Origin of the sequence: uncultured Parvibaculum sp. (assembly GCF_963975745.1) — a bacterium.
Taxonomy (GTDB): domain Bacteria; phylum Pseudomonadota; class Alphaproteobacteria; order Parvibaculales; family Parvibaculaceae; genus Parvibaculum.
In genome coordinates this window covers 66,004-91,625 of sequence record NZ_CAXBIB010000002.1, presented here as the reverse complement: position 1 = coordinate 91,625, position 25,622 = coordinate 66,004, and the positions used below count along the sequence as shown (strand labels likewise).

The 25,622-nt window shown below is 64.2% G+C and carries 26 protein-coding genes; 14 read left to right on the top strand and 12 right to left on the bottom strand.

Annotated elements, in window-relative coordinates; genetic code table 11:
- Positions 1-37 precede the first annotated feature (37 nt).
- The 6 genes from AAC071_RS02095 to AAC071_RS02070 all read right to left on the bottom strand — a co-directional run bounded on the left by AAC071_RS02095 (position 38) and on the right by AAC071_RS02070 (position 6,683).
- Positions 38-691: a CvpA family protein gene (locus AAC071_RS02095; RefSeq protein WP_339829456.1), complete on the bottom strand. Its 654-nt coding sequence runs from the start codon at positions 689-691 to the stop codon at positions 38-40.
- A gap of 30 nt (positions 692-721) precedes the next feature.
- On the bottom strand, positions 722-2,131 hold the full coding sequence (radA, locus tag AAC071_RS02090; RefSeq protein WP_339829453.1) for a DNA repair protein RadA: 1,410 nt from the start codon (positions 2,129-2,131) through the stop codon (positions 722-724).
- A 163-nt stretch (positions 2,132-2,294) separates the two neighbouring features.
- Positions 2,295-3,068, bottom strand: coding sequence for an ABC transporter ATP-binding protein (locus tag AAC071_RS02085; RefSeq protein ID WP_339829450.1), 774 nt, complete (start codon positions 3,066-3,068; stop codon positions 2,295-2,297).
- A 10-nt stretch (positions 3,069-3,078) separates the two neighbouring features.
- A complete protein-coding gene (locus AAC071_RS02080; protein WP_339829447.1) occupies positions 3,079-3,852 on the bottom strand; it encodes an ABC transporter permease in 774 nt (257 codons plus the stop codon).
- A complete protein-coding gene (gene alr / locus AAC071_RS02075) occupies positions 3,849-5,009 on the bottom strand; it encodes an alanine racemase (RefSeq protein ID WP_339829444.1) in 1,161 nt (386 codons plus the stop codon). Before alr ends, AAC071_RS02080 begins: the two co-directional genes overlap by 4 nt.
- A gap of 162 nt (positions 5,010-5,171) precedes the next feature.
- Positions 5,172-6,683 (bottom strand): NAD(P)/FAD-dependent oxidoreductase, encoded by a 1,512-nt coding sequence (locus AAC071_RS02070; RefSeq protein WP_339829442.1) that lies wholly within the window; start codon positions 6,681-6,683, stop codon positions 5,172-5,174.
- Between the two features lie 172 nt (positions 6,684-6,855).
- Here AAC071_RS02070 and AAC071_RS02065 point away from each other — a divergent pair, with 172 nt between their 5' ends.
- Both AAC071_RS02065 and AAC071_RS02060 read left to right on the top strand, forming a co-directional pair.
- Positions 6,856-7,476, top strand: coding sequence for an ATP-binding protein (locus AAC071_RS02065; protein ID WP_339829439.1), 621 nt, complete (start codon positions 6,856-6,858; stop codon positions 7,474-7,476).
- 519 nt (positions 7,477-7,995) lie between these two features.
- Positions 7,996-9,051 carry a DUF6694 family lipoprotein gene (locus AAC071_RS02060; RefSeq protein WP_339829436.1) on the top strand — a complete coding sequence of 352 codons (1,056 nt, stop codon included), beginning with the start codon at positions 7,996-7,998 and terminating at the stop codon, positions 9,049-9,051.
- A gap of 669 nt (positions 9,052-9,720) precedes the next feature.
- Here the strand turns inward: AAC071_RS02060 and AAC071_RS02055 are convergent.
- Positions 9,721-10,281, bottom strand: a complete 561-nt coding sequence (locus AAC071_RS02055) for a hypothetical protein (protein ID WP_339829433.1) — start codon at positions 10,279-10,281, stop codon at positions 9,721-9,723.
- A gap of 31 nt (positions 10,282-10,312) precedes the next feature.
- A complete protein-coding gene (locus AAC071_RS02050) occupies positions 10,313-11,803 on the bottom strand; it encodes a replicative DNA helicase (protein WP_339829431.1) in 1,491 nt (496 codons plus the stop codon).
- 360 nt (positions 11,804-12,163) lie between these two features.
- On the opposite strand from AAC071_RS02050, the gene AAC071_RS02045 reads away from it, so the two are divergent.
- Positions 12,164-12,544 (top strand): DoxX family protein, encoded by a 381-nt coding sequence (locus AAC071_RS02045; RefSeq protein WP_339829428.1) that lies wholly within the window; start codon positions 12,164-12,166, stop codon positions 12,542-12,544.
- Positions 12,545-12,595: 51 nt separating this feature from the next.
- Here AAC071_RS02045 and AAC071_RS02040 read toward each other — a convergent pair whose 3' ends face one another.
- From AAC071_RS02040 to rpsF, 4 genes are all read right to left on the bottom strand, one after another.
- Positions 12,596-13,840 carry a cyclopropane-fatty-acyl-phospholipid synthase family protein gene (locus AAC071_RS02040; protein ID WP_339829426.1) on the bottom strand — a complete coding sequence of 415 codons (1,245 nt, stop codon included), beginning with the start codon at positions 13,838-13,840 and terminating at the stop codon, positions 12,596-12,598.
- A 177-nt stretch (positions 13,841-14,017) separates the two neighbouring features.
- Positions 14,018-14,626, bottom strand: coding sequence for a 50S ribosomal protein L9 (gene rplI / locus AAC071_RS02035; RefSeq protein ID WP_339829423.1), 609 nt, complete (start codon positions 14,624-14,626; stop codon positions 14,018-14,020).
- A gap of 23 nt (positions 14,627-14,649) precedes the next feature.
- Complete coding sequence (rpsR, locus tag AAC071_RS02030) at positions 14,650-14,892, bottom strand: 30S ribosomal protein S18 (protein ID WP_339829421.1); 243 nt, start codon at positions 14,890-14,892, stop codon at positions 14,650-14,652.
- Positions 14,889-15,368, bottom strand: coding sequence for a 30S ribosomal protein S6 (gene rpsF, locus AAC071_RS02025; RefSeq protein WP_339829419.1), 480 nt, complete (start codon positions 15,366-15,368; stop codon positions 14,889-14,891). The genes rpsR and rpsF overlap by 4 nt, the downstream gene beginning before the upstream one ends.
- Positions 15,369-15,712: 344 nt before the next feature.
- Between rpsF and fabD the strand changes: the two genes are divergently transcribed.
- The 11 genes from fabD to AAC071_RS01970 all read left to right on the top strand — a co-directional run bounded on the left by fabD (position 15,713) and on the right by AAC071_RS01970 (position 25,620).
- Positions 15,713-16,654, top strand: a complete 942-nt coding sequence (fabD, locus tag AAC071_RS02020) for an ACP S-malonyltransferase (RefSeq protein ID WP_339829416.1) — start codon at positions 15,713-15,715, stop codon at positions 16,652-16,654.
- 10 nt (positions 16,655-16,664) lie between these two features.
- The gene (gene fabG / locus AAC071_RS02015; RefSeq protein WP_339829414.1) at positions 16,665-17,402 is read left to right on the top strand and encodes a 3-oxoacyl-[acyl-carrier-protein] reductase; all 738 of its coding nucleotides are present in this window, start codon (positions 16,665-16,667) and stop codon (positions 17,400-17,402) included.
- A 255-nt stretch (positions 17,403-17,657) separates the two neighbouring features.
- On the top strand, positions 17,658-17,897 hold the full coding sequence (locus AAC071_RS02010; protein WP_293510305.1) for an acyl carrier protein: 240 nt from the start codon (positions 17,658-17,660) through the stop codon (positions 17,895-17,897).
- Between the two features lie 102 nt (positions 17,898-17,999).
- Positions 18,000-19,256: a beta-ketoacyl-ACP synthase II gene (gene fabF / locus AAC071_RS02005; RefSeq protein ID WP_339829409.1), complete on the top strand. Its 1,257-nt coding sequence runs from the start codon at positions 18,000-18,002 to the stop codon at positions 19,254-19,256.
- Positions 19,253-20,335, top strand: coding sequence for an endolytic transglycosylase MltG (gene mltG, locus AAC071_RS02000; protein ID WP_339829407.1), 1,083 nt, complete (start codon positions 19,253-19,255; stop codon positions 20,333-20,335). The genes fabF and mltG overlap by 4 nt, the downstream gene beginning before the upstream one ends.
- A 78-nt stretch (positions 20,336-20,413) precedes the next feature.
- Positions 20,414-21,304 (top strand): YicC/YloC family endoribonuclease, encoded by an 891-nt coding sequence (locus tag AAC071_RS01995; protein ID WP_339829406.1) that lies wholly within the window; start codon positions 20,414-20,416, stop codon positions 21,302-21,304.
- A 10-nt stretch (positions 21,305-21,314) separates the two neighbouring features.
- A complete protein-coding gene (gmk, locus tag AAC071_RS01990; protein ID WP_339829404.1) occupies positions 21,315-21,953 on the top strand; it encodes a guanylate kinase in 639 nt (212 codons plus the stop codon).
- A gap of 19 nt (positions 21,954-21,972) precedes the next feature.
- Complete coding sequence (gene rfbF, locus AAC071_RS01985; protein WP_339829402.1) at positions 21,973-22,752, top strand: glucose-1-phosphate cytidylyltransferase; 780 nt, start codon at positions 21,973-21,975, stop codon at positions 22,750-22,752.
- A 2-nt stretch (positions 22,753-22,754) separates the two neighbouring features.
- Positions 22,755-23,843 (top strand): CDP-glucose 4,6-dehydratase, encoded by a 1,089-nt coding sequence (gene rfbG, locus AAC071_RS01980; protein WP_339829400.1) that lies wholly within the window; start codon positions 22,755-22,757, stop codon positions 23,841-23,843.
- The gene (locus tag AAC071_RS01975) at positions 23,840-24,397 is read left to right on the top strand and encodes a dTDP-4-dehydrorhamnose 3,5-epimerase family protein (protein WP_339829398.1); all 558 of its coding nucleotides are present in this window, start codon (positions 23,840-23,842) and stop codon (positions 24,395-24,397) included. The genes rfbG and AAC071_RS01975 overlap by 4 nt, the downstream gene beginning before the upstream one ends.
- Positions 24,394-25,620, top strand: coding sequence for a class I SAM-dependent methyltransferase (locus tag AAC071_RS01970; RefSeq protein ID WP_339829396.1), 1,227 nt, complete (start codon positions 24,394-24,396; stop codon positions 25,618-25,620). Before AAC071_RS01975 ends, AAC071_RS01970 begins: the two co-directional genes overlap by 4 nt.
- Positions 25,621-25,622 lie beyond the last annotated feature (2 nt).

Genomic DNA, 25,622 nt, shown 5'->3' with positions numbered 1-25,622 from the left:
GCACCGAAAGAGATCGGATCGCCCGCTGGGTCGGCTCTCACTCCCCGGTCGTGCTCTCGAAAAGTCGGTCGAGCCCCCTCCGTTCGGACGGGTTATACCCCGGCCCATTGGCCCTGTCAGCGTCTGAATTGACCGGTTCGTCGCGCGGCGCCGGCTGGACCTGCGGCGCCGGGGCGGGGACCGGCGCGGGCGCCGTCGCGGCCGGCCGCTCATTGGTCGGCGCCAGCGCGAACAACAGGCCGGCGGTGCTTTCGATGGTCGGCCGGAATTGTGCCTCGCGGATCCAGTCGGGATGATCCTTCGGATCGGGCACCAGCCAGACGAAAAACAGATAGGCGATGGTGACGATCAGCAGGCCCCGGGCCAGCCCGAACAGGAAACCCAGCGTCCGGTCCAGCAGCGAGGCCCGGTCGTGAATATCCATCAGCGCCCCCGACCAGCGCGCGGTCAGCGCCGCGACCAGCAGATAGCCGGCCAGGAAGATCGTCAGTGCGGCCGCCACGGCCGCCAGCCAGGGCGAGGTGATGACCTTGGCGAAAAACGGCGCGACATAGGGGAACAGCCAGAGCGCCGCCAGCGCGCCGGCCACCCAGGCGACGATCGACAGCATCTCGTTGGTGAAACCGCGCAACAGCGCCAGCACACTCGAAACCAGCAGAATACCGATGACGATCAGGTCGAACAGCGTCAAATCACTCTCCCGTTTTGGGACACAAGCCTATCACATTTCGCCGCCGCGCCGTTTGGCGCCCGATGCGGTCGCCAGATGGGCGATTAGACCCTGAAGGTCCGAAATTTCGGTGAAGGCGAGGCCGGCGCCGGGCCGGCTGCGGGCCGCCATTGCGGGCAGGATGGCGCGCGAAAAACCGAGCTTTTCGGCCTCTTTCAGCCGCGCTTCCATCTGATTGACCGGGCGCACCGCCCCCGACAGGCTGATTTCGCCGAAAATCACGCAATCGGGCGGCAGCGGCTGCCCGGTCACCGAGGAGATCAGCGCCGCCGCCACGGCCAGATCGGCCGCCGGCTCGTTGATCCTGAGACCGCCGGCGACGTTGAGATAGACGTCCTGGCCGGCCAGGGAGAGCCCGCAACGCGCCTCCAGCACCGCCAGCACCATCGACAGCCGCCCGCCATCCCAGCCCACCACGGCCCGGCGCGGCGTCCCCAGCGCGCTCTTGGCGACCAGCGCCTGGATCTCGACCAGCACCGGCCGCGTCCCCTCGATCCCGGCAAACACCGCCGAGCCGCTGGTCTCGCCGTCGCGCTCGCCGAGAAACAGGGCCGACGGGTTGGGCACTTCGGCCAGCCCCTTTTCGCCCATCTCGAAGACGCCGATCTCGTTGGCCGGGCCGAAGCGGTTTTTCACCGCCCGGAGAATGCGGAACTGATGCCCGCGTTCGCCCTCGAAATAGATCACCGCATCGACCATGTGCTCGACGACGCGCGGCCCGGCGATCTGGCCTTCCTTGGTCACATGCCCGACGAGAATGACGGCCGTCCCGTGCCGCTTGGCGAAGCGCACCAGCTCCTGCGCCGAGGCGCGCACCTGGGCGACCGTGCCCGGCGCCGAATCGAGCGCCTCGGTCCACATGGTCTGGATCGAGTCGATGACGACGACATCGGGCGCCGTCCCGCTTTCCAGCGTGCCGAGAATGTCCTTGAGATTGGTCTCGGCACCGAGCTGCACCGGCGCCTCGCCGAGCCCGAGCCGCCGCGCCCGCATCCGGACCTGCGCGATCGCCTCTTCGCCCGAGATATAGACGGCCGCGCCGCCCTTCAGCGCCAGCGCTGCCATCGCCTGCAAGAGCAGCGTCGACTTGCCGATCCCCGGATCGCCGCCGATCAGCACCGCAGAGCCGGGCACCAGGCCGCCACCGGTCACCCGGTCGAACTCGGCCATGCCGGTGACATGACGCGGCGGATCGGCGGTCTCGCCGCTCATCGCCACCAGTTCGATCCGCCGGCCCTTGGCGCGCCCGCCGGCCTTGGCCGGCCCCGCGCCGATCCCGCCCGTCGCGCCGGCCTCCTCGACGATGGTGTTCCATTCGCCGCAGGCCTCGCAGCGTCCCGACCAGCGCGGCGACGCCGCGCCGCAGGACTGGCAGACGAAATTGCGCGATGCCTTGGCCATGCGATTGTCTCCACCTCCCCCTTGCGGGGAGGTCGAACGGCGAAGCCGTTCGGGTGGGGGTTGGAGCGTTTTCAGCAAAAGTGGCGACCGGTTTTGCGGTTCGAAAACGCAACACAATAATAACCTGAAGTCGCTCGTCGTTTCCGTGAAACGGCGAGCGACTCTAGGGCTTCATCACATCCATGCCGATCGGCCCTTCGGCGCGGCCGTGAATGAACTGGTCGACATATTCGTTGCCGCTCTTGTCGATCTCGGCGCAAGGCCCGTCCCAGATGATCTTGCCCTTGTAGATCATCGCCACCCGGTCGGCGATCTTCCGGACGCTCGCCATGTCATGCGTGATCGAAAGTGTCGTCGCGCCCAGTTCCTTGACCCGGTCGACGATCAGCTGGTTGATGACGTCGGCGGTGATCGGATCGAGCCCGGTCGTCGGCTCGTCGAAGAAGATGATCTCCGGATCGACGGCGATGGCGCGCGCCAGCCCGACGCGCTTCTGCATGCCGCCCGACAGCTCGGCCGGATAGAGCTCGCCGACCGCCGCGTCGAGCCCCACCTTGGCCAGCTTCTCGATGGCGATGTCGCGGGCTTCCTTGCGCTTCATCCGCCGCCCCTGGATCAGGCCGAAGGCGACATTCTCCCAGACGCTGAGACTGTCGAACAGCGCCCCGCCCTGGAACAGCATGCCGAACTTCCGCAGCACCTGCTCGCGCGCGCTCTGGTCCATCTTCAGCACGTTCTTGCCGTCGACGAAGATCTCGCCGCGGTCGGGCCGGATGATCCCGAGCACGCATTTGATCATCACCGACTTGCCCGTGCCCGAGCCGCCGATCACGACCATCGACTGGCCTTTCGGCACCGTCAGATTGATGCCGTCCAGCACCACCTTCGAGCCGAAGCGCTTGTGGACGTTCCTGAGTTCGATCTTGGCGTTGCTCATCTCCGGCCCCTCAATTCGCGAACAGCAGCGACGTCATCACGTAGTTCGCCGCCAGAATGAGGATCGAGGCGCTGACCACCGCATTGGTCGTCGCCCGGCCGACGCCCTGCGCGCCGCCCTTCGAATGGAAGCCGTGGAAACAGCCCATCGCCGCGATGATGAAGCCGAACACGCCGGCCTTGATCAGGCCCGACATCACGTCGTCGAACTTCAGGAAGTCGGCCGTGTTCTTGATATAGACGCCGGCATTGAAGTCGAGCGACTGCGTGCCGACCACGAAGCCGCCCATGATGCCGATGATGTCGGCCACGAAGACCAGGATCGGCAGCGTGACGACGGCGGCGACGACGCGCGGCACCACCAGATATTTGTAGGGGTTTGTCGACAGCGTGGTCAGCGCGTCGATCTGTTCGGTGACCCGCATCGTGCCGAGTTCGGCCGCGATCGCCGCCGACACCCGGCCCGCCACCATCAGCCCGCCCAGCACCGGCCCGAGTTCCCGCGTGATGCCGAGCGCGACGATGGTCGCGACGATCGATTCCGAATTGAATTCGTTGCCGCCGTAATAGATCTGCAAGGCCAGCGCGCCGCCGGTGAAGAAGGCGGTCAGCGCCACCACCGGCAGCGAGAAATAGCCGATCCGCATCATCTGCTGCGCGGTCAGCCGCCAGAAGAAGGGCGGCCGCACGACATGGCTGACGGCCTGCCAGACGAACAGCGCCAGCCGGCCGATTTCGCCGAGCAGCGCCAGCACCACGCGGCCGATAATCGCAAGGAAATTCAAACCTGCCCCCCGGGCTCTTGGCTCGCGCCTCCGGCGTCGGATACATAGCGCCGCATGTATCGCCGCCCGAGGCTGGTGAGAATCTCGTAGCCGATGGTCTGCGCCCTGCGGCCGACCTCGTCCACGCTGATATTGGGACCGATCAGTTCGGCCATGTCGCCGCGCCGGATCGCGCCTTCGGGGACCGTGCTGACATCGAGTGCCAGCATGTCCATCGAGACTCGCCCCGCGACCGGCACAGTGTACCCCGCAATATGCGCCTGTCCGCCCTTTTCTTGCGGCATCCCGCCCTTTTCGGGCGCCGATGCCCGTCCCAGCGCCCGCGGATAGCCGTCGGCATAGCCGGCCGCCAGCACCGCGATGCGGGCCGGGCCCTGCGCGGTCCATGTCGCGCCATAGCCGACCGTGTCGCCGGCTGCCAGTTGCCGCAGCGCGATCACCCGCGCCTCGACCGTGACCGCGGCACAAAACGGGCTGGCCCGGCCCGACAGCGGATTGCCGCCATAGAGGCCGATGCCGGGCCGCACCAGGTTGAAATGGTAGTCGGGTCCGAGAAACACCCCCGGCGAATTGGCGAGGCTGACCCGCGCGGCCGGAAAGCGCGCCCGCAGCGGGCCGAGCAGGGCACGGAACCGGGCAAGCTGCTGGCCGTTATGCGGATCGGCGGCATCGTCGGCACAGGCCAGATGGCTGATGATCAGCCGCACATCGAGGCCTTCGGCCGCCGCGTCGTCCGCCGCCAGCGCCGCCGCCTCGGCCGCGCCGAGGCCGAGCCGGTTCATGCCGGTATCGAAATGCAGCACCGCCGGCAGCCGCTGGCCGGCGCGTGCCGCCTCGGCGCGCCATTCGGCAAGCTCGGCCGTCGCCGCGAGGCAGGGCACCAGCCCGGCCGCGCGGTAAAGCCCCGCCGTGCCGGGAAAGAGCCCGTTGAGCACATAGATGGTCGCGCCGGGCAATGCGGCCCGCAGCGCCTCTCCCTCCCGTGCATCGGCGACGAAGAAGCTGCCGCAGCCTTCGGCCGCCAGCCGCCGCGCCACCGGCAGCATGCCGAGCCCATAGGCGTCGGCCTTGACCACGGCCGCGGCTTCGGCGCCCGGCGCCGCCGCCCTGACGGTGCGGTAATTGGCCGCCACCGCGCCAAGATCGACCGTCAGCACGCCGCCCGCCGCCGCCAGCAGGGCCGCGTCGGTCGGGTTCGGAACAGGGGAACATGATGAGGGCAGGGCGCGCCCCTCCCGGTCGCGGGTGATCGAAAGGCCGCGATCATAGGAGGAAGCGGCGCCGCGCGAAACCCGGTCTCGCGCGGCGCGGTTAACGCATCATTCGTAGACGAATTCGGGCCCGTCGAGATCGATCTTGGGCAGCTCGTCCTTCTCGCGCCAGTAATCCTGCGTGTGCTCCCATTCGGGCTTGTCGCCGCGCTTGGGCATCAGGTGCATCGAGCGCATCAGGTAACCCGGATTGAAATTCTCCGGATCGATCCAGGGCTTGAGTTCCATGTCCTTGTCTTCCGGCCGCAGCTGCACGGTGACGCGCTTGGCCTGCCGCTTGCCCATGTGATTGAGTAGCCGGCAGACGAAATCGCCGAGCAGATCGACCCGCAGCGTCCAGCTGGCGCGGAAGTAACCGAACACCCAGACCATGTTGGGCACGCCGGTGAACATCATGCCGCGATAGGTGACGGTGTCGGCGAAGTCGAGCTTCTTGCCGTCGACCTCGAAATCGATATCGCCCAGCACCGACAGGTTGAAGCCGGTCGCGGTGATGATGATGTCGCCCTCAAGCTCCTTGCCCGACTTCAGCAGGATGCCCTTTTCGGTGAAGCGTTCGATCTCGTCGGTGACGACGCTGGCTTTGCCCGACGCGATGCCCTGGAAGATGTCGCCATCGGGCACGAAGGCGATGCGCTGGCGCCACGGCCGGTAGCGCGGCGTGAAATGTTCCTTCACCGTCTCTTCCGGCAGGAACATCTTGACCGCAGCCAGCAGCTCCTCGCGCACGGCTTCGGGCTCCTCGAACGAGCGCCGCGTGAACTCGGCCTGATCGAACAGGATCTGCCGCCGCGTGATCTCGTGGATCCAGGCCTCGTCGATGCCGAGCGCGCGCAGCTGGTCGGCCAGCACGTTCTCGTTGCGCCCGGGGATGAAATAGGTCGGCGAGCGCTGCAGCAGCGTCACATGTTCGCAATCGCCGGCGATCGCCGGCACCAGCGTCGCCGCGGTCGCGCCCGAGCCGATCACGATCACCTTCTTGCCCTTGAGATCGATGTCTTCGGGCCAGGTCTGCGGATGGACGATGCGGCCCTTGTACGTGTCCATGCCGGGCCATTCCGGCGTGTAGCCCTCGGCATGGCGGTAATAGCCCTGGCACATCCAGAGGAAATTGGCGGTGAAGCGTTTTGTCTTGCCGCTCTCGGTCTCGACCGCCTCGACGGTCCAGAGATTGTCCGTGTTCGACCATTTGGCCGAGGTGATGCGGTGCTTGTAGCGGATATGGCGGTTGAGATCGTTCTCCTCGATCACCTCGCCCATATATTTGAGGATTTCATCGGCGGTCGCGATCGGCGTCCCGGTCCACGGCTTGAAGCGGTAGCCGAAAGTATAGAGGTCGCTGTCCGAGCGGATACCCGGATAGCGGTGCATGTGCCAGGTGCCGCCGAAACTGTCGAGCCCTTCGAGAATGACGAAGCTCTTGTCGGGGGCTTGTTCCTTGAGGTGATAGGCCGCGCCGATGCCCGAAATGCCGGCACCCGCGATCAGCACGTCGAAATGCTCGGCATCCTTTGCGGCGTCTGCCGGCTGCGGCCTTGTCAGTGTGTCCGTTCCAGTCATTTCCCCGTCTCGCTTTCTTGGCGGCGCTTCTGATCTGTCGCCGAATGTCCATACCCCCATCTTGGGGCCGGGAATCCTAGGGTCAATACCCTAATCCGGTCCGGGGCCGATCAAATTGCCGCATGCGCGCCCGGGTCGCAGCCGGAATGCCCGCTGCAGAATGCGGAGTCCGATGCGCCGGACAGCACCGGCGCCGGCCTCGGGGCGCCATCTGCTCGACGTGCTGAGCGACATCATGGATGTCGCCCGCGTCGAGGCCGGCCGCATCGACCTCGATCGCGAGCCGGTCCCGGTGCGTCAGCTGGTCGAGACCTGCGAGGCGATCGTCGGCGGCCGCATCCGCGAAAAGCAGCAGAAATTTTCAGTGACCATCCGCAAGGGCGCCGAAATCCTCCATGCCGATCTGCGGCTGGTGCGCCAGGTGCTGCTGAACCTGCTCTCGAATGCGACCAAGTTCACGCCCGATGGCGGCCGCATCGAATTTGTGGCGCGGCGCACCCGCGCCGGCGGCATCGCGCTCTCGGTCGCCGACACCGGCATCGGCATCGCCCCGGCCGACATTTCCCGCGTCGTCGAACCCTTCGTCCGTGTCGAAGGCGCACTGTCGCGCGTCTATGAAGGCACCGGCCTCGGCCTGGCGCTGACCCGCTCCTTCATGGACCTGCATGGCGGCCGCCTCGAGATCGAAAGCACGCTTGGCGAACGCACCACCGTCACCGCGATCTTCCCGCCCGCCGCAGCCGCTGCGGCGGCCGGCGCCGAATCCGAACCCGCCACGGCCGCCAGCGCCTGAGGCGCGCGGCGCGGGCAGGGCGGTTGATGGCAGGGTCCGCAAAGTCACCCCGGTGCCGGCGATAACGCTCTGCATCCCCCAAAAATACAGGTGTCATCGCGGGATTTATTCCCGCGACCCACTCGCAATTCGACGCGGTTTGCCGTGGATGTCTTCATCCGTGCGCGCAGCAGGCGAGGGCGCAAGCACAGGCAATCCTCCATCTGCGGATAGGCCAATGGTTCCCGGCAACAAGTGCCAGGGTGACACCGAGGGGGAGGAGGGGCAAACCCCGGAACCGATCGAGGCACAGGCCCATCGCCATGCGACGCCCCCTCTGCGTCTCTGCGCCTCTGCGTGAGTCCTTCCTTCGCGTCTTCGCGCCTTCGCGTGCGAAACCCTTCTCTTCTCCGCGTCTCCGCGTGAAAACCCTTCCTTCACCCTGCACCAGAATGCCGCCGCAAACCTGGCACCGCGCAATTGCCTGCACGCGTCTTTTCCTTAAACTGCGCCGCTCACAAACGGGAAAGGGCAGGGCGGATGGCAGACGGCGGAAAGACGGGACAGGGCGCGACCGGCGAGCAAGGCAAGGGCGGCCTGCCGCTTTGGGCGAAGATACTCGCCGTGCCCGCCCTTCTGGTGCTGCTCTACGGCGCGATCGTCGCGACCGATGCAATCCCCGCGCTTCATCCCGAAGCGCTCTTTCCGAGCGGCCCCGTCGTCGACGCAACGTCGCCCGAGGCCCTCGAACGCTCCATCCATGAAATCTTCGCCGCGCTGCCCGAGGAGGAGCGGGAGGAATTCCAGGACATCTTCTACTACCTGAGCTGGAAGGGCGTCGATCATGCGAAGGGCGAGAAGCCCGACTACATGGTTCAGTTCGCGCCCTGGCACGGCTATACCGGCCCGCGCCTTGTCGCGCGCCACCGCGCCGCCCGTCAGGCCGAAATCGCGGCGATCGAGGCCGCCAGTGCGCGCGATGCCGAAGCGGCGCGCCTCGCCAATGTCGAGCGCGGCCGGGGCGAAGTGCGCCGCCTCGAGGCCGAGATCGCCCGCGAGCCGGAAATCCGCGCCATGCTCGGCAAGGTCGACATCGACGTGACCCGTTTCAGCGCGCATCGCGAGCGGACAGGCAAGCCGCTTCCCGCCAACATGGCCCAGTTCATGAAGTCCTATGTCGACGCCGAAATCGTGCTGACCAACCGGACCGGACTGAACCTCGGTCTGGTGGAGGTCGTGTTCGAGTCCTTCGACCGCGATGACGTGTCGCGCCAGTCGCGGGAGCGTTGGCATTTCGATTTCAACGACCTGATGGATGACGAGGATTTCGAGTTTCTGCGGATCGCCATCGGCGGCAGGGGCGGGTTTTCCAGCGGCCAGGCGCGGCCCTTCAACTTGCGGGAGCTCTTCTACGAGACGGGCCATTATTACGGCGCGCCGCCGAGCTCGGCCCAGTTGACCAACGGCATGCGACTGAACGCCCGCGTTGTGACGCTGAAAGACACCAGCGGCCGGACGATCTACAGCCAGGACTCGGTCGACAAGGCCCGCCGCGAACTGGAAGAGTGGCAAACCTATCTCGACAGGGGCTACTGAAGCGGCCGCGCGCGGGCGGGGCGTCTCGCTTCGCAACGACTGGCTTGACGTCCCTCTCCCCGTTGGGGAGAGGGAGGGAGACGCCGCAGGCGTCGGAAGGGTGAGGGGGTGTGGTGTGTTTCGCGGAACGCGAACGAAAAGGTCCGGTGGACCTTTTCGAGCACCGAACGCCCGGAGCGCAAACGAAGGGCCGGCCGGCGATCACCCTCAGCGCCTCCTAAAATAAAAGTGTCATCGCGGGATTTGCCTGTCCCGGCGAAGGCCGGGATCACCGCGACCCACTCGCATTTCGGCACGGTTTGCCGTTGAGGTCTTCGTCCGTGCGCGCGGCGGGCGATGGAGCAAGCACCGCGAATGCACCATCTGTGGATGTGCCAATGGTTCCCGGCAACAAGTGCCGGGATGACGCCGAGGGGGAGGCGGGGCAGGAGGCAAACCCCAAATCGTCATTGCGAGCCGAAGGCGGAAGCAACCCGGAACCGATTGAGGCACATGACAATCGTCATGCGACGCCCCCTCTGCGCCTCTGCGTGCAAACTTCCCGTCTTTGCGTCTTCGCGTGATCAACCATCCGGCGCTGGATAAGCAACGGGGGGGCGGTACACGCTATTTTCTGCGGAGACGAGCTTTTCAGAGTCCGCGACACGCCGGCCCGCACAGGTGACCGGTCTATTGAGTGTCAGAGATCGACATCGCGACGTGAACAATATGACTGACGCACTCGGCGGGGCACATGACAACGATCCCAAGCGCCTCCTTTAGTTGACTGCTCTTGCGCAGAATACCTCCATCGTCTGTAACGAAGACGTCTCTTGAGTTCCGCAAGTGGCCAAACAGATGATCGACGTCATTCATCTTGTTTGCGCGCCGCTTGTCGTCAATCGAGAGGTTTGGAAAAAGAATGCCCTGGATTTGTGCTGTCTGCCTAATCTGTGCGTCGCCAACATAGAAATCTCCACCGCCCCATGTGGAAACCCCCCATCTCCCTAATGTGCCGACCTCCTGAAACTGACTGGCATGGCTAAGCATCTCTGCTCTTCTTGTGACGTCGGCATCTCTTTGTAGGTCGACTTTCACTCTCGTAGTGACGGCAATCTCAACTATTCCGTCACGCGCGAGCTGAAGAAGTTTTCTGAGGTCGTCTAATGATGTGGCAGTAGCGCTGGTGTCATCGAATGAATTGATCAGGCAGTTCGTATCGAGCGTTACTCGGAGCGGCGTTCTTCTCATTTTGGATACCAAATCAGCTAGTATACACCCCTCACTCAAACCCCTCCGTATGCACCTGATCGAGGTCCGAAAACCTCGTCACATCGGCCTGGAACTGCAGCTTCACCGTCCCCGTCGGCCCGTGGCGCTGCTTGCCGATGATGCATTCGGCCAGCCCGTGCACGCGGCCCATTTCCTCCTGCCACTGAAGATGTTCGGGCGTGCCCTCGGTCGGCTCGCGCCGCGAGGTGTAATATTCCTCGCGGAACACGAACATCACCACGTCGGCGTCCTGCTCGATCGAGCCCGACTCGCGCAGGTCCGACAACTGCGGCCGCTTGTCCTCGCGCGCCTCGACCTGGCGCGACAGCTGCGACAGCGCCATGATCGGCACGTCGAGTTCCTTGGCCAGCGCCTTGAGGCCGGTGGTGATCTGCGTCACCTCCTGCACGCGGTTGTCGCCGGCCTTGCCCGAGCCCGCCAGCAATTGCAGATAGTCGACGACCAGAAGCCCGAGGCCGCGCTGCCGCTTCAGCCGCCGCGCCCGCGCCGCCAGCGTCGAGATGGTCAGGCCGCCGGTGTCGTCGATATAGAGCGGAATGCTCTGCAGCTCGCGCGCCGCGTCGACCAGCTGGTGGAACTCGTCCTCATGGATGTTGCCGCGGCGGATGCGTTCCGACGGCACGCCCGATTGTTCGGCCAGCAAGCGCGTCGCCAGCTGTTCGGCCGACATTTCCAGCGAGAAGAAACCGACGATCGCGCCGTCCGTCGCCGTCACCGTGCCGTCCGGGTGATGTTCGGCCTTGTAGGCCTTGGCCGCATGAAAGGCGATGTTGGTCGCGAGCGCCGTCTTGCCCATCGAGGGCCGGCCGGCCAGGATGACGAGGTCCGAGCGCTGCAGCCCGCCCAGCCGGTTGTCGAGATCGCGCAGGCCCGTCGAGATGCCGGACAAGCCGCCATCGCGCTTGAAGGCTTCGGCCGCCATCTCGATCGCGATGTTGAGCGACTCGTGGAAGCTCTGGAAGCCGCCTTCGTATTTGCCGCGTTCGGCCAGCTGGTAGAGCGATTGCTCGGCATCGAGAATCTGCTGCGCCGGCGTGTCGTCCACCGGCGCGTCATAGGCGCGGGAATGCATCTCGATGCTGACCTGGATCAGCTCGCGGCGGATCGCGAGGTCGTAGATCGTGCGGCCATATTCTTCGGCGTTGATGATCGTCGTCGCCGCGCCGGCCAGCCGCGCCAGATATTGAGGCCCGCCGATTTCGGCCAGCGCCGCGTCGCGCTCGAAGAAATTCTTCAGCGTCACCGGCGAGGCGAGATGCCCCTGCGTGATCAGCTTGGCCGCCGCCTCGTAGATGCGTCCATGCAGCGCGTCGAAGAAATGCGTCGGCTCGAGAAAGCTCGCCACGCGGTCGTAGGATTCATTGTTGACCAGGATCGCGCCCAAGAGCGCCTGCTCCGCATCGATGTTGTGCGGCTGCACGCGATAGGCGGCGTCGTCGGTTTCGGCGGTCGGCGAAAAGGCGGCTTGCGAATTTTCCATGGCACTCGTTCTAGTCGAAACAGGCTTGCCGATGGTACGCGAATGACGGGTGATTCGCCGTCGTCCCCAACTTCGTTATACAGGGGTGGGGATAAGTGGAGAGATCATTCACAAACGCCTGCCATGCCTCGAAAATTTTCCATCGGACCCTGTGGAATAGTCGCGAACCGGGGATAAGTGGCACTTGTCCCCGGGGGATAAGTCGGCCCAGGCAGCATTTGTGACAGTTTCGTGACAGTTGCGTGACAGAGGGGGGGTCCGCTGTCGTTTTCGCTGTCGCCGCCGCTGTCATTCCCCCGCTTTATCCCCGCCCCGCATGCGCCTAGGCTCGTTCCACGCAACCAGTGGGGGAGGACTTCCATGAACGCCGCCAACGACTACGCGACCCTTGTGGGCCGCATCTTTCTGTCCGCGCTTTTCATCCTTGCAGGGATCAACAAGGCGATGGGCGCCGCAGGCACCATCGCCTTCATCGAATCCAAGGGCCTGCCGCTGCCGCAGATCGTCTATGCGGCCACGGTCGCGCTCGAACTTGGCGGCGGCATCCTGCTGCTGATCGGCTATCAGGCGCGGCTGGTCGGCCTGGCCTTCGCGATCTTCTGTGTACTGACGGCCGTGATCTTCCACCCGGGTCTGGAAGACCCGGCCTTCCTCAAGAACTTCGCCATTGCGGGCGGCATGCTCTATGTCTTCGCCTGCGGTGCCGGCCGTCTGAGCCTCGACGGCCGCCGCGGCGCCTGACATTCAAGAAACACCTGCGGCGCAAGCATCCGTTGCGCCGCAGGTCCTTTCCTATTCGCCGGCGAGCAGCCGCCGCGGCTGTTGCGGCGCGTTGAACGTGCGTTCCTCGTCCTGCATGTAGTCGCGCGTCAGCGGCAGCGTTTCGATCTTGCGCGCCAGCTGCATCTGGAACACGCACATGCCCTCGTTGCGGAACGAGGTCTCCGAACCGGCCAGATAGAATTCCCACATCCGGCAGAACTTCTCGTCATAGATGCGCGCCGCGGTTTCGCGCTTTTCGATGAAGCGCCGCCGCCATTCGCGCAGCGTCTCGGCATAGTGGAGCCGCAGCACCTCGACATCGGTCATCCAGACGCCGCTGCGTTCGGCCGCGCCGGCGACCTCGCTCAAGGCCGGAATATAGCCGCCGGGAAAGATGTATTTGGCGATCCACGGGTTGGTCGAGCCGGGCCCGTCGAGCCGCCCGATCGTATGGATCAGCGCCACGCCGTCATCCGTCAGCAATTCGCGCACGCGGTTGAAATACTCGCGATGATGGCCGACGCCGACATGTTCGAACATGCCGACCGAAACCACGCGGTCAAAATTTTCCGTCAGTGTACGGTAGTCCTGCAGCCGGAAATCGACGCGTCCGGCCAGCCCGCGCTCTTCGGCGCGGCGGCGCGCGACCTTGTGCTGTTCATGGCTCAGCGTCACGCCGACCACCTCGGCGCCGGCTTCCTCCGCCAGCGTCAGCGCCATGCCGCCCCAGCCGCAGCCGATATCGAGCACGCGCATGCCGGGTTCGATCCGCAGCTTGGCCGCGATGTGGCGCTTCTTGGCCGTCTGCGCCTCTTCCAGCGTCATGTCCGGCCGCGCGAAATAGGCGCAGGAATACTGCTTGTCGGCATCGAGAAAGAGATCGTAGATGCCGCCGTCGAGATCGTAGTGATGGGCGACGTTCTTCTGCGCCTTGCCGATCGGGTTGTGCTGGTCGAAGCGCCGCTTGGCGCGCCGCAAGGCGCCATAGATCTCGAACACCGGTCCGGCGAAGCGCGTGCCGAGATTGGCGGTCAGCAGATCGAGAAATTCGTAGATCGTCGCCGGCGGATCGATTGTCAGCCGGCCGTCCACATAGGCCTCGCCGAGCTTGAGATAGGGATTGAGCGCCATCTCGGTCGCGACCGACTTGTCGTGCAGCCGCACCGTCACGCGCCGGCCCTTTCCGTCGCCGAATTCGCGCGTCCGGCCGTCCGCGCTTACGACGGTCAACGCACCATGCTTGATGATTGTCTTGAGAAGCGAACTGAACAGCATCGAATCCTCCCGCACCGAGGCTCGCCTGAACGTCAGGTCTTCGGTCTGCCACCCAGCCCGACCGATTTCTCTCCGAATATCTAAGGTTAATCGCGCAGCCGATGCAAGCGTGCCAGACAGAAAAGGGCGCCCCGCGGGGCGCCCTTCCGAAACTCCGGTCCCGTTCGGGGACGGAGCCTATTCCTTGTTTTCTTCGGCTTCCGCCGCGCCTTCGGCAGCTTCCTCCGCGTCATGCGGCGCCAGTTCCTCGGATTCGAAGAATTCGGCCGCTTCCACGGCTTCGTCCCGCTCGTCCTGGCGCTGCGTCAGGTCTTCGCCTGCCGCCTGCCGCTGGGCCTCTTCCTCGGTGCGCGCGACATTGGCCGTGATCGTCACCGACACTTCGGGGTGCAGCGTGATGCGGATCGGGTGCAGGCCGATCGTCTTGATCGGCTTGTCGAGCACCACCTGGTTGCGCGCGGTCGTGAAACCGCCCGTCGTCATGACGTCCGAGATGTCGCGCGTGCTGACCGAACCATAGAGCACGCCGGTCTCGCCGGCCTGACGCAGGATGATGAAGGACTGACCCTCGATCTTCGGCAGAAGCTGTTCGGCTTCCTTCTTCAGTTCAAGGTTGCGGGCCTCGAGCTGCGCGCGCTGGCTTTCGAAGCGGGCAATGTTTTCCTTGGTGGCGCGCAGGGCCTTCTTGCGCGGCAGCAGGAAGTTGCGTGCGAAGCCGTCTTTGACTTTGACGACATCGCCCATCTGACCGAGCTTTTCGATCCGTTCCAGAAGTACGACTTGCATCGTTGTCTCTCCTTTTCCCGGACCTAGCTGATCACATAGGGAAGCAGGGCGAGAAAGCGCGCGCGCTTGATGGCGCGGGCGAGTTCACGCTGCTTTTTGGCCGACACGGCCGTAATGCGCGAAGGAACGATCTTGCCACGCTCCGAGATGTAGCGCTGCAGGAGCTTGACGTCCTTGTAGTCGATCTTCGGGGCGTTGGCGCCGGAGAACGGGCAGGTCTTGCGGCGGCGGAAGAACGGCCGGCGCGCGGGCTGTGACGTGCTCATGATGCATCGCCTCCTTCGGATTCTTCACGGTCGCGGCGGGGGGCGCGTTCGCGGTCGCCGCCGAAGCGGCTGCCGCCACGGTCGCCGCCGAAACGGTCGCTGCGTTCACGATCGCCGAAACGGCCGCCGCGATCGCCACGGTCGCCGCGATCGCCGCGATTCTGCATCACGGCCGACGGTTCGGTTTCATGTTCCTCGACGCGCACGGTGAGGAAGCGCAGGACATCCTCGTTGATGCCCATCTGACGTTCCATCTCGGCGACCGCTGCATGCGGCGCGTCGATGTTCATCAGCGTGTAGTGGCCCTTGCGGTTCTTGCGCACCTTGTAGGTGAGGTTGCGCAGGCCCCAATACTCGGTCTTGCCGATCTGGCCGCCATTTTCCTTGATGATGGTCGAGAACTGCTCGGTGAGCCCCTCGACCTGTTGCTGCGACACGTCCTGCCGCGCAATGAAGACATGCTCGTATAGAGCCATGAGCCTTTTCCTGTTTTATCCGGCCCCGGCGCAAAGCCCCCTTTGAGCCCCTGAAAAGGCTCGAAAGGACCACCAAAGAAGCGGAGACACCGGAACCCGGGCTTTTCAGCCCTGCCGTGCCCTCAAGGCACGGTGTTCCGTTCAGCCTCCAACCAAGGCCTTCAGAAGCCGCGCAATATACGGAAAAGGCGAGGCAAGGCAAGGATCAAATGGCCGCCGCCGCGGCTTGACTCAGGGTCGCCGGCCGGTATCTCTTGGCGCTCCGGTCCGGCGCCCGCCGGATACGGGAAAAGGCCCGCAATTCAGCCAGATATCGGGCCGTGCGGCAGGAGCGGGGAGCGTCGATGACCAGGGCATTCATCTTTCCGGGGCAGGGGTCCCAGACCGTCGGCATGGGCCGCGAACTGGGCGAGGCTTTCGCCAGCGCCCGCGAAGTCTTCGACGAGGTCAACGAGGCGCTCGGCCAGAATCTGACCAGACTGATGTGGGAAGGCCCGCAGGAAGACCTGACCCTGACCGAGAATGCCCAGCCCGCGATCATGGCCGTCAGCCTGGCCGTGATGCGGGTGCTGGAGAGCGAAGGCGGTGTCAGGCTGGCCGACAAGGCTGCATTCGTCGCCGGCCACTCGCTGGGCGAATACTCGGCGCTGGCGGCCGCCGGCGCGTTCGCCCTGTCCGATGCCGCGCGCCTGCTGAAGATCCGCGGTCAGGCCATGCAGCGCGCAGTGCCGGTCGGCGCCGGTGCGATGGCCGCGCTTCTGGGCCTCGACTACGATGCGGCCGCGGAAGTCGCCGCCGAGGCGGCACAAGGCGAAGTATGCACGGCGGCCAACGACAATGGCGGCGGCCAGGTTGTTGTCTCCGGTGCCAGGGCCGCCGTCGAGCGCGCCATCGAGATCGCGAAGACAAAGGGGGCCAAGCGCAGCATGCTTTTGCCCGTCAGCGCGCCTTTTCATTGCGCGCTGATGCAGCCGGCCGCCGACGAGATGGCCGAAGCTCTGGCCTCGGTGGAACTGAAGACGCCCGTCGTCCCGCTGGTGGCCAATGTGACGGCCTCCCGCGTCGCCGATCCTGCCACCATCCGCCAGCTGCTGGTCGAACAGGTCACGGGCATGGTGCGCTGGCGCGAAAGTGTGCTTTACATGGAAGCGCAGGGCGTCACGCGCTTTGTCGAAATCGGTGCGGGCAAGGCGCTGAGCGGCATGGTCAAACGTATCGCCAAGGAGCCCGAAATCCTCGCGGTCGGCACGCCGGCCGATGTCGAGGCAATTCTCAAGACCCTTTAAGGAGCCCATGATGTTCGATCTCAGCGGCAAAAGCGCCCTTGTCACAGGTGCCTCCGGCGGCATCGGCTCCAGCATCGCGCGAGCCCTTCACCGACAGGGGGCGATGGTCGGGCTTTCCGGCACCCGCAAGGAAGCGCTCGACGCGCTGGCATCCGAACTCGGCGAACGCTGCCATGTCCTGCCTTGCAACCTCTCAGATGGCGCTGCCGTCGATGCGCTGGCCAAACAGGCCGAGGAGGCGATGGGCAGCCTCGACATCCTGGTCAACAACGCCGGCCTGACCCGCGACAATCTTTTCATGCGCATGAAGGATGAGGAATGGGATGAGGTCATCCGCGTCAATCTGACCGCCGCCTTCCGTCTCTCGCGCGGCGTCCTGCGCGGTATGATGAAGCGCCGCTGGGGCCGCATCATCGGCATCACCTCGGTTGTCGGTGTGATGGGCAATCCCGGCCAGGGCAATTACGCCGCCTCGAAGGCCGGCATGATCGGCATGACGAAATCGCTGGCGCAGGAAGTCGCGAGCCGCAATATCACGGCCAATTGCATCGCTCCCGGTTTCATTCGCAGCGCTATGACCGATGCGCTGAATGAGGATCAGCAATCCCGCATCATGGGGACCATCCCGGCGGGCCGTCTCGGCGAGGCCGACGAGATCGCCGCCGCCGCGGTCTATCTGGCCAGTGAAGAGGCCGCCTATGTCACCGGACAGACCGTCCACGTCAATGGCGGCATGGCGATGATCTGACGGCGCGCATGGGCGTGCCCTGGAAATGCAAGTGATTTCAGTGATCTAGAGCCCGGCCTGCGGCGCTGTCGTCCGCTGGTGCAGGGCGGAAAAGTGTGTTACCTAAGCGCTCGATTTGGCTTGCGGTCCTGCCTTGAAATGGGCCAGAAGAGGGGCATCCTTTCCGCCGAAATCGACAACATCCGGTCCTCGACACATGAAGCGAGCAACAGGATGCAAGAGGCCGGCCGAAACCAAAAGATCTGAGGATTTAAAATGAGTGATATCGCGGAACGCTTGAAGAAGATCGTGGTCGAGCACCTGGGCGCCGATCCGGACAAGGTCACCGAGAATGCGAGCTTCATCGATGACCTCGGCGCCGACAGCCTCGACAATGTCGAGCTGGTCATGGCGTTCGAAGAGGAATTCGGCGTGGAAATCCCGGACGATGCGGCGGAAAAGATTCTGACCGTCAAGGACGCGATCGAATTCGTCAAGGCGAACGCCAAGTCCTGATCGGGCAAGTTGGGTGCGAGGGCCGGGCGCGCAAATCGCACCCGGCCTCGCATCGTTAGAGCCCGGTGCGGCTTTGGACTCTGATATGGAGTTGGGATCGATATGAGACGTGTCGTCGTTACGGGATTGGGCATGGTCTCGCCGCTGGGCTGCGGCGTCGAAACGACATGGAACCGCCTGCTCAAGGGTGAATCCGCCGCCCGCAAGATCGAGAAGTTCGACACCTCCGATCTCCCCTGCAAGATCGCCATGCCCGTACCGCGCGAGGGCGAAGGCGCCTTCATCCAGGACGACTGGATGGATGCGAAGGAATCCAAGCGTGTCGACGATTTCATCGTCTTCGCGGTTTCCGCGGCAACACAGGCGCTCGATGATGCCGGCTGGCATCCGTCGACCGAAGAAGAAAAGTGCCGCACCGGAACGATGATCGGTTCGGGCATTGGCGGCCTTGAAGGCATTGCCGAAACGGCGATCATACTCAATGAAAAGGGGCCTCGTCGCGTCAGTCCCTTCTTCATTACCGGGCGCTTGATCAATCTCGCCTCGGGTTACGTCTCGATCCAGCATGGCTTGAAAGGTCCGAACCATTCCGTTGTCACGGCGTGCTCGACCGGCGCGCATGCGATCGGCGATGCGGCGCGCCTGATCGCGCTCGACGATGCAGACGTGATGGTCGCCGGTGGCGCGGAATCGGCTATCTGCCGTATCGGCATCGCGGGCTTTGCGGCCTGCCGGGCACTTTCAACCGCCTTCAACGACACGCCCGAACGCGCTTCGCGCCCCTACGACAAGGACCGCGATGGTTTCGTGATGGGCGAGGGCGCCGGTGTCGTCGTGCTTGAAGAATACGAACACGCCAAGGCGCGCGGCGCGAAGATCTACGCCGAGATCGCCGGTTACGGCCTTTCGGGCGATGCCTATCACATCACGGCGCCGCCGGAAGACGGCGACGGCGGCTTCCGCTCGATGCAGGCTGCATTGAAGCGCGCCGGCATTTCGCCGTCCGACCTCGACTACATCAATGCGCACGGCACTTCGACAATGGCAGACACGATCGAACTCGGTGCCGTCACGCGCATGCTTGGCAATGCCGTCAACACGGTGTCGATGTCGTCGACCAAGTCCTCGATCGGACACCTTCTCGGCGCCGCCGGCGCAGTCGAAGCGATCTTCTGCATGCTGGCCATTCGCGACGGCATCGTTCCGCCGACGCTCAATCTCGAAAATCCATCCGTCGAGTCCGAGATCGATCTTGTGCCGCTTCAGACGCGCAAGAAGGAGGTCAATTATGCACTCAGCAACTCCTTCGGTTTCGGCGGCACCAATGCATCGCTGGTGGTGAAAAAGGTCGCGGGTTGACGGACGGCGAAGACACACCGAAGGCGCCTGCGGCATCTGTTGACGTGCCGGGCCGCCCGCGGCGCCTGGCCCGCTATCTGCTGATCGCCCTTGTTGTCCTGCCCTCGTTGGCCGGACTGATCGCGGGTGGAATCTTCCTTTACGGCAAATACCGGTTCGAGGCGGCGGGTCCCCATGCGACGCCGCAGATTGTCATGCTGTCGCCAGGCATGGGCGTGCGGGCCATTGCCACCCGGCTCGAACAAGCCGGGGTCATCTCGGACCGGCGGATCTTTCTGGCAGGCATTCGCCTCAGCAAGGCCGATGCCTCGCTGAAGGCCGGCGAGTACGAGATCCCAGCCCATGCCAGCATGGCTTCGATCATGGGTATCCTGCGGGAGGGTCGTTCGATTCTTCATCGCATCACGATCCCCGAGGGCCGCACCAGCGAACAGGCCATGCTGATCGTTGCCGCCGATCCGGTGCTGGTCGGCGACATGCCGCCGACACCGCCGGAAGGCACGCTGCTGCCCGAGACCTACAGCTTTACCCGCGGCACGACCCGTACCGAAATCGTCGCGCTGATGCGGAAGGCGGCAAGCGACCTGATGGCGGAGCTCTGGCCGGCCCGCGCCGACAACCTGCCGGTCAAAACGCCCGAGGAGGCGATCATCCTGGCCTCCATCGTCGAGAAGGAAACAGGTGTTGCCTCCGAGCGGCCACGCGTTGCGGCGGTCTTCGTCAATCGTTTGCGCAAGCCGATGCGGCTGCAGTCAGACCCGACCATCATTTATGGACTCGTCGGCGGACAGGGCGCTCTGGGCCGCCCGATTCGTCGTAGCGAAATCGACAGACCCACGCCTTACAACACCTATCAGATCGACGGTTTGCCGCCGACGCCCATTGCCAATCCAGGCCGGGCCTCGATCGAGGCCGTGCTGAACCCTCCCGAAACAGACGAATACTACTTTGTGGCCGACGGTACGGGTGGCCACGCTTTCTCAAGGACCTTGGCCGAACACCAGCGCCGGGTGCTTGAATGGCGCCGGATCGAACGTGAAAAGATCCGGGACGCCGCCGAAAAAGAAACAGGCCGTTGAACGGTCGAACGCCGGTTTACGGGCGCCGCCTGCTATAGTCGGGGGCGCCAGAAACATGATTCCTGCCAAGGAGGCCCGATGTCGCTCACCAGCATGACAGGCTTTGCCCGCGTTGACGGCGAAGCGGGCCTTGCGCGCTGGCACTGGGAGCTGCGGAGCGTCAACGGCAAGGGGCTCGACGTGCGCTTTCGCCTGCCCAACGGCCTCGATGCGGTAGAACCGCGATTGAAGGCCGAACTGGCAAGACATCTGAAGCGCGGCAACTGCCAGGCCAGCCTGACCGTCGACCGGTCCGCGGCGCCGGCGCCGCTGCGCGTCAACCGGGAAGCGCTGCGCGTTGTGCTGGACGCAATTGTCGAGTTGCGCCGCGATATAGAAATGAAGCCGCCGCAACCCGAGGGTATTCTCGCCCTGCGCGGCGTGCTCGAAACTGCTGACGCCGCCGATGAGAGCGATGAGGTGCGCCAGGCCTTCGAAGAAGCCATTGTCCGCTCCTTTGGCGAGGCGGCGGCGATGCTGGCGCGGGCCCGGGGCGAAGAGGGCGCAAAACTGGAAACCATGCTGCGCGCTCATGTCGACGAGATCGAACGCCTGACAAGGGCGGCCGCGGCCTCGCCGGCCGCAACGCCCGAAGCCATGCGAGCCCGACTTGCCGCCCAGATCGGCGAACTGCTCGGGGCTTCGTCTTCTCTGTCCGAAGAACGGCTGGCGCAGGAGGCGGCATTGCTCGCCACCAAGGCGGATGTCCGCGAGGAGATCGATCGTCTCGACGCACATATCGCGCAGGCGCGTGAAATCTTTGCCGGCACCGAGCCGGCCGGGCGCCGCCTCGACTTCCTGACCCAGGAGTTCAATCGCGAGGCCAACACGCTGTGCTCCAAGGCGGCCGATATAGGCCTGACGCGTATCGGTCTCGAATTGAAGACGGTCATCGACCAGCTTCGCGAACAGGTTCAGAACGTGGAATGATGGGCCTGCCATGACCGACACCGACATTCATCGCCGCGGCCTGATGCTGGTCCTCTCCTCGCCATCCGGCGCCGGCAAGACGACGCTGTCGCGCCGGCTGCTCGATGCCGACCGGGAAATCGACATGTCCGTGTCGGCAACCACGCGCAAGCCGCGCCCGGGCGAGGTGGATGGAAAGGACTATTTTTTCCTGAGTACCGAAGATTTCGGCATCATGCGCAACAAGGGCGAGTTCCTCGAGAGCGCGAAGGTCTTCGGCAATTATTACGGCACGCCGAGAAAGCCGGTCGAAGAGGCGTTGTCCCACGGACGCGATATTCTGTTCGACATCGACTGGCAGGGAACCCAGCAGCTGGACGAGAGCGCGCCGGAAGATCTGGTCAAGGTCTTCATCCTGCCCCCGTCGGCGCAGGAGCTCGAAAAGCGACTTGAGCGCCGGGCGCAGGATCCGGCCGATGTCGTGGCTGCGCGCATGGAAAAAGCGTCGGACGAGATAAGTCATTATCAGGAATATGAGTACATCATCGTCAATGACGATGCGGACCGGGCCTTTGCCGCCTTGCTGGCGATCCTGCGGGCCGAGCGGCTGAAGCGCCGCCGCCTGACCGGCCTGTCCAATTTCGTGAAGCAGCTTCGCGAGGCGCTGTGAGCGGCGGCGGGGGGAGAGAATGACCAAGGTTGTGATACTGGCGGGCGGTCTCGGCACGCGCATCTCGGAAGAGAGCCAGTTGCGTCCGAAGCCGATGATTGAAATCGGCGGGCGGCCGATCCTCTGGCACATCATGAAAATCTACACCCATTTCGGGTTCACCGATTTCGTGATCTGCGTCGGCTATCGCGGCTACATGATCAAGGAATACTTTGCCAACTATGTCCTGCATTCATCCGATGTCACGATCGATGCGGCAACAGGCGCGATCGAATTCCATCAGAAAGCGCGCGAACCCTGGCGCGTGACGCTGGTCGATACCGGCGCCGACACGATGACGGGCGGTCGCGTCAAACGCGTGCGGAGCTATCTCGATCCCGGTGAGACCTTTTTCATGACCTATGGCGACGGTGTCGCCAATGTCGACATTGGAGCTTTGCTTGCCTTTCACAAATCCCATGGCAAGGCGGCCACGCTGACCAGCGTCGTGCCGCCGGGCCGCTATGGCGCGCTGGAACTCGAAGGCGATATCGTCCGGCGCTTCATCGAGAAGCCACCAGGCGACAATGCATGGATTAATGGCGGCTTTTTTGCGCTTGAACCGTCGGTTCTCGACCGCATTGCGGCCGACGAGACGCCATTCGAGGGTGAGCCCCTGACGGGCCTTGCGCGCGACGGCGAATTGATGAGCTTCCGGCATGGCGGGTTCTGGCAGCCCATGGATACGCTGCGTGAGAAAAACCATCTGGAAGAACTCTGGGCAACCGGCCATGCACCCTGGAAGGTCTGGAGGGACTAGATTTGCCGATCGATGGTCTCGACAGGACATTCTGGCGCGGCAAGCGGGTGCTACTGACAGGGCACAGCGGCTTCAAGGGATCGTGGGCAGCACTCTGGTTGTCGCGTCTCGGTGCCGATGTGACCGGCATTTCGCTGGCCCCTGAAACCGATCCCAATCTCTTCACCCTGGCTCGTGTCGAAGAACATCTTGTTTCACGCATCGTCGATCTCCGCGACGCCGATACGCTGCGCAAGGCGATTCACGAGGCCGATCCGCAGATCGTCATTCACATGGCGGCGCAGCCGCTAGTCCGGAGATCCTACGCGGAACCGGTCGAGACATTTGCCGCCAATGTGATGGGGACCGTCCATCTCCTTGACGCGCTGCGTGACGTGGAGGCGTTGCGGACCGTGCTGGTGGTAACGACCGACAAGGTCTACGAAAACGCCGAACAGGGGATCGCCTTTGTTGAGGATGCCCCGCTGGGCGGATACGACCCCTATTCGGCATCCAAGGCGGCAACCGAGATTGTTGTGTCGAGTTATGCCCGCTCGTTCATGGCGGAGAGAGGCGTTCGCGTGGCGACGGCCCGCGGCGGCAATGTGATCGGCGGTGGCGACTTTTCGGAGGACCGGCTCGTGCCCGACATCTGGCGCGCCTTGCAGGCCGGCAAGCCGCTGGTATTGCGCAATCCGGCCGCGGCGCGGCCCTGGCAGCACGTGCTCGACTGCCTGAGCGGCTATTTTGCCTTTGTGCGCGGCATGTCCGACGATATGCCGCTTCCGGCCGCGTTGAACTTCGGCCCGGCGCCCGACGCACAGGCGGTCACGGTGGCCGCGCTGGCCGAAGCCGTTCAGGCTGCGCTGGGCGCGGATACGCACTGGAAGCCCGCCAACATGACTGGCCCGCATGAAATGACGATGCTCGAGATCGACTCGAGCCGCGCCCGGACCGTGCTCGGGTGGCATGATCGCCTGCCCGGGCTGACAGGTGTCGAATGGCTGGCCGACTGGTACCGTGCGCTCAACCGCGACGACGACATGCAGGCGTTCACGCTGGCCCAGATCGCTGCGTATGAGAAACGATACAGCGGTGAGGGGGTGCAATGACAGATCGGTTTGTCGTTTCCCCGACGGCGTTGGCCGGAGTCCACTGCATCCGGCGAAAGCGCGTGGGCGACCAGCGTGGCTGGCTCGAACGTCTTTTCTGCAGCGATGAACTGGCGACTGCGGGCTGGTCATGGAACATCGCCCAGATCAACCGGACACTGACACGTCGCAAGGGCACCGTGCGCGGCATGCATTTTCAGCACGCACCCCACGAAGAGGCAAAACTTGTGACCTGTCTCCGGGGAGAGGTCTTCGATGTTGCCGTCGATCTGCGCCCGGACTCATCGACTTATGGTCGCTGGCACGGCGAAGTCCTGTCGGAAGCAAACGACACCAGCCTGCTGATCCCGCCGGGTTGCGCGCATGGATTTCAGGCCCTGTCCGATGATGTCGAGATGTTGTATTTCCACTCCGCGCCCTATGTAGCGGCGGCCGAAGGCGGAGTCCGTCCGGACGATCCTGCACTGTCGATCATCTGGCCGATGGAAATCACCGAAATGTCGGATCGGGATCGTAGCCATCCGCTTCTGAATGACCGGGAGGGCAAACGGTGAAATGTCGTCATTGCGGAGTGCCGCTCGCCTTGCCCTTCATTGATCTTGGGGCGGCGCCACCATCCAACGCCTATCTGACCCGTGAGGCTCTGAACGGACCTGAAATCTGGTATCCGCTGCGCGTTCTGGTTTGCAGCAGCTGCTGGCTGGTTCAGACAGAGGATCACGCGGGCCGCGAGGAGTTGTTCTCGGCGGAGTATGCCTATTTCAGCTCGACGTCGACAAGCTGGCTGGCACATGCGAGGGCCTATGTCGAAGCGATGGTCGCCCGCTTCCATCTGACCGCCGGCAGCATGGTCGTCGAGGTCGCGGCGAATGACGGCTATCTGCTTCAATACGTGAAGGCGCTTGGCATCCCCTGCTATGGCGTCGAGCCGACGGCAAGCACGGCAGCGGCGGCGCGCGAAAAGGGGATCGAAATCGACGAGCGTTTCTTCGGAGTCGATCTGGCGCGGGAATTGGCGGCCGCAGGCCGCGGCGCCGATCTGACGGCCGCCAACAACGTGCTGGCGCATGTCCCCGATATCAACGATTTCGTGGCCGGGTTTGCGATCCTGCTCAATCCGTCCGGTGTGGCGACCTTCGAATTTCCGCATCTGCTGCGGTTGGTACAGGAAAACCAGTTCGACACGATCTATCATGAGCACTATTCGTATCTTTCGCTGACTGCCGTATCCCGCATTTTCGAGGCGAACGGCCTTCGCTGTTTCGATGTCGAAGAGATTTCGACGCATGGCGGCAGCTTGCGCGTCTATGCGCAACGGGCCGACACCGGCAAGCATGCGGCATCGCCACGCGTCCCGGCGCTCATGGCGCGCGAGGCTGAAGCCGGAATGACGGGAATTGCTTTCTACAGCGATTTCCAGCGTCACGCCGAAAAGGTCAAGGACGATCTGGTCGAATTTCTGATCGACGCCAGGCGCAAGGGCCTGAAAGTCGGCGCCTATGGCGCGGCGGCAAAAGGCAACACGCTGATGAATTTCGCCGGCATTCGCCCCGACCTCGTTCCTTATGTCGTCGACAGGGCTGCGGCCAAGCAAGGCAAATTCATGCCCGGCAGCCGCATTCCGATCGTCGATGAAGCGCATCTGAAGGCGGATCGACCGGACATCGTGTTGATCCTGCCATGGAATATCAAGGCCGAGGTCGTGGCCCAGCTCGCCTATGTCCGCGACTGGAATGCGAAGTTCGTGACCGCCGTTCCCCAATTGAGAATTGACTGACG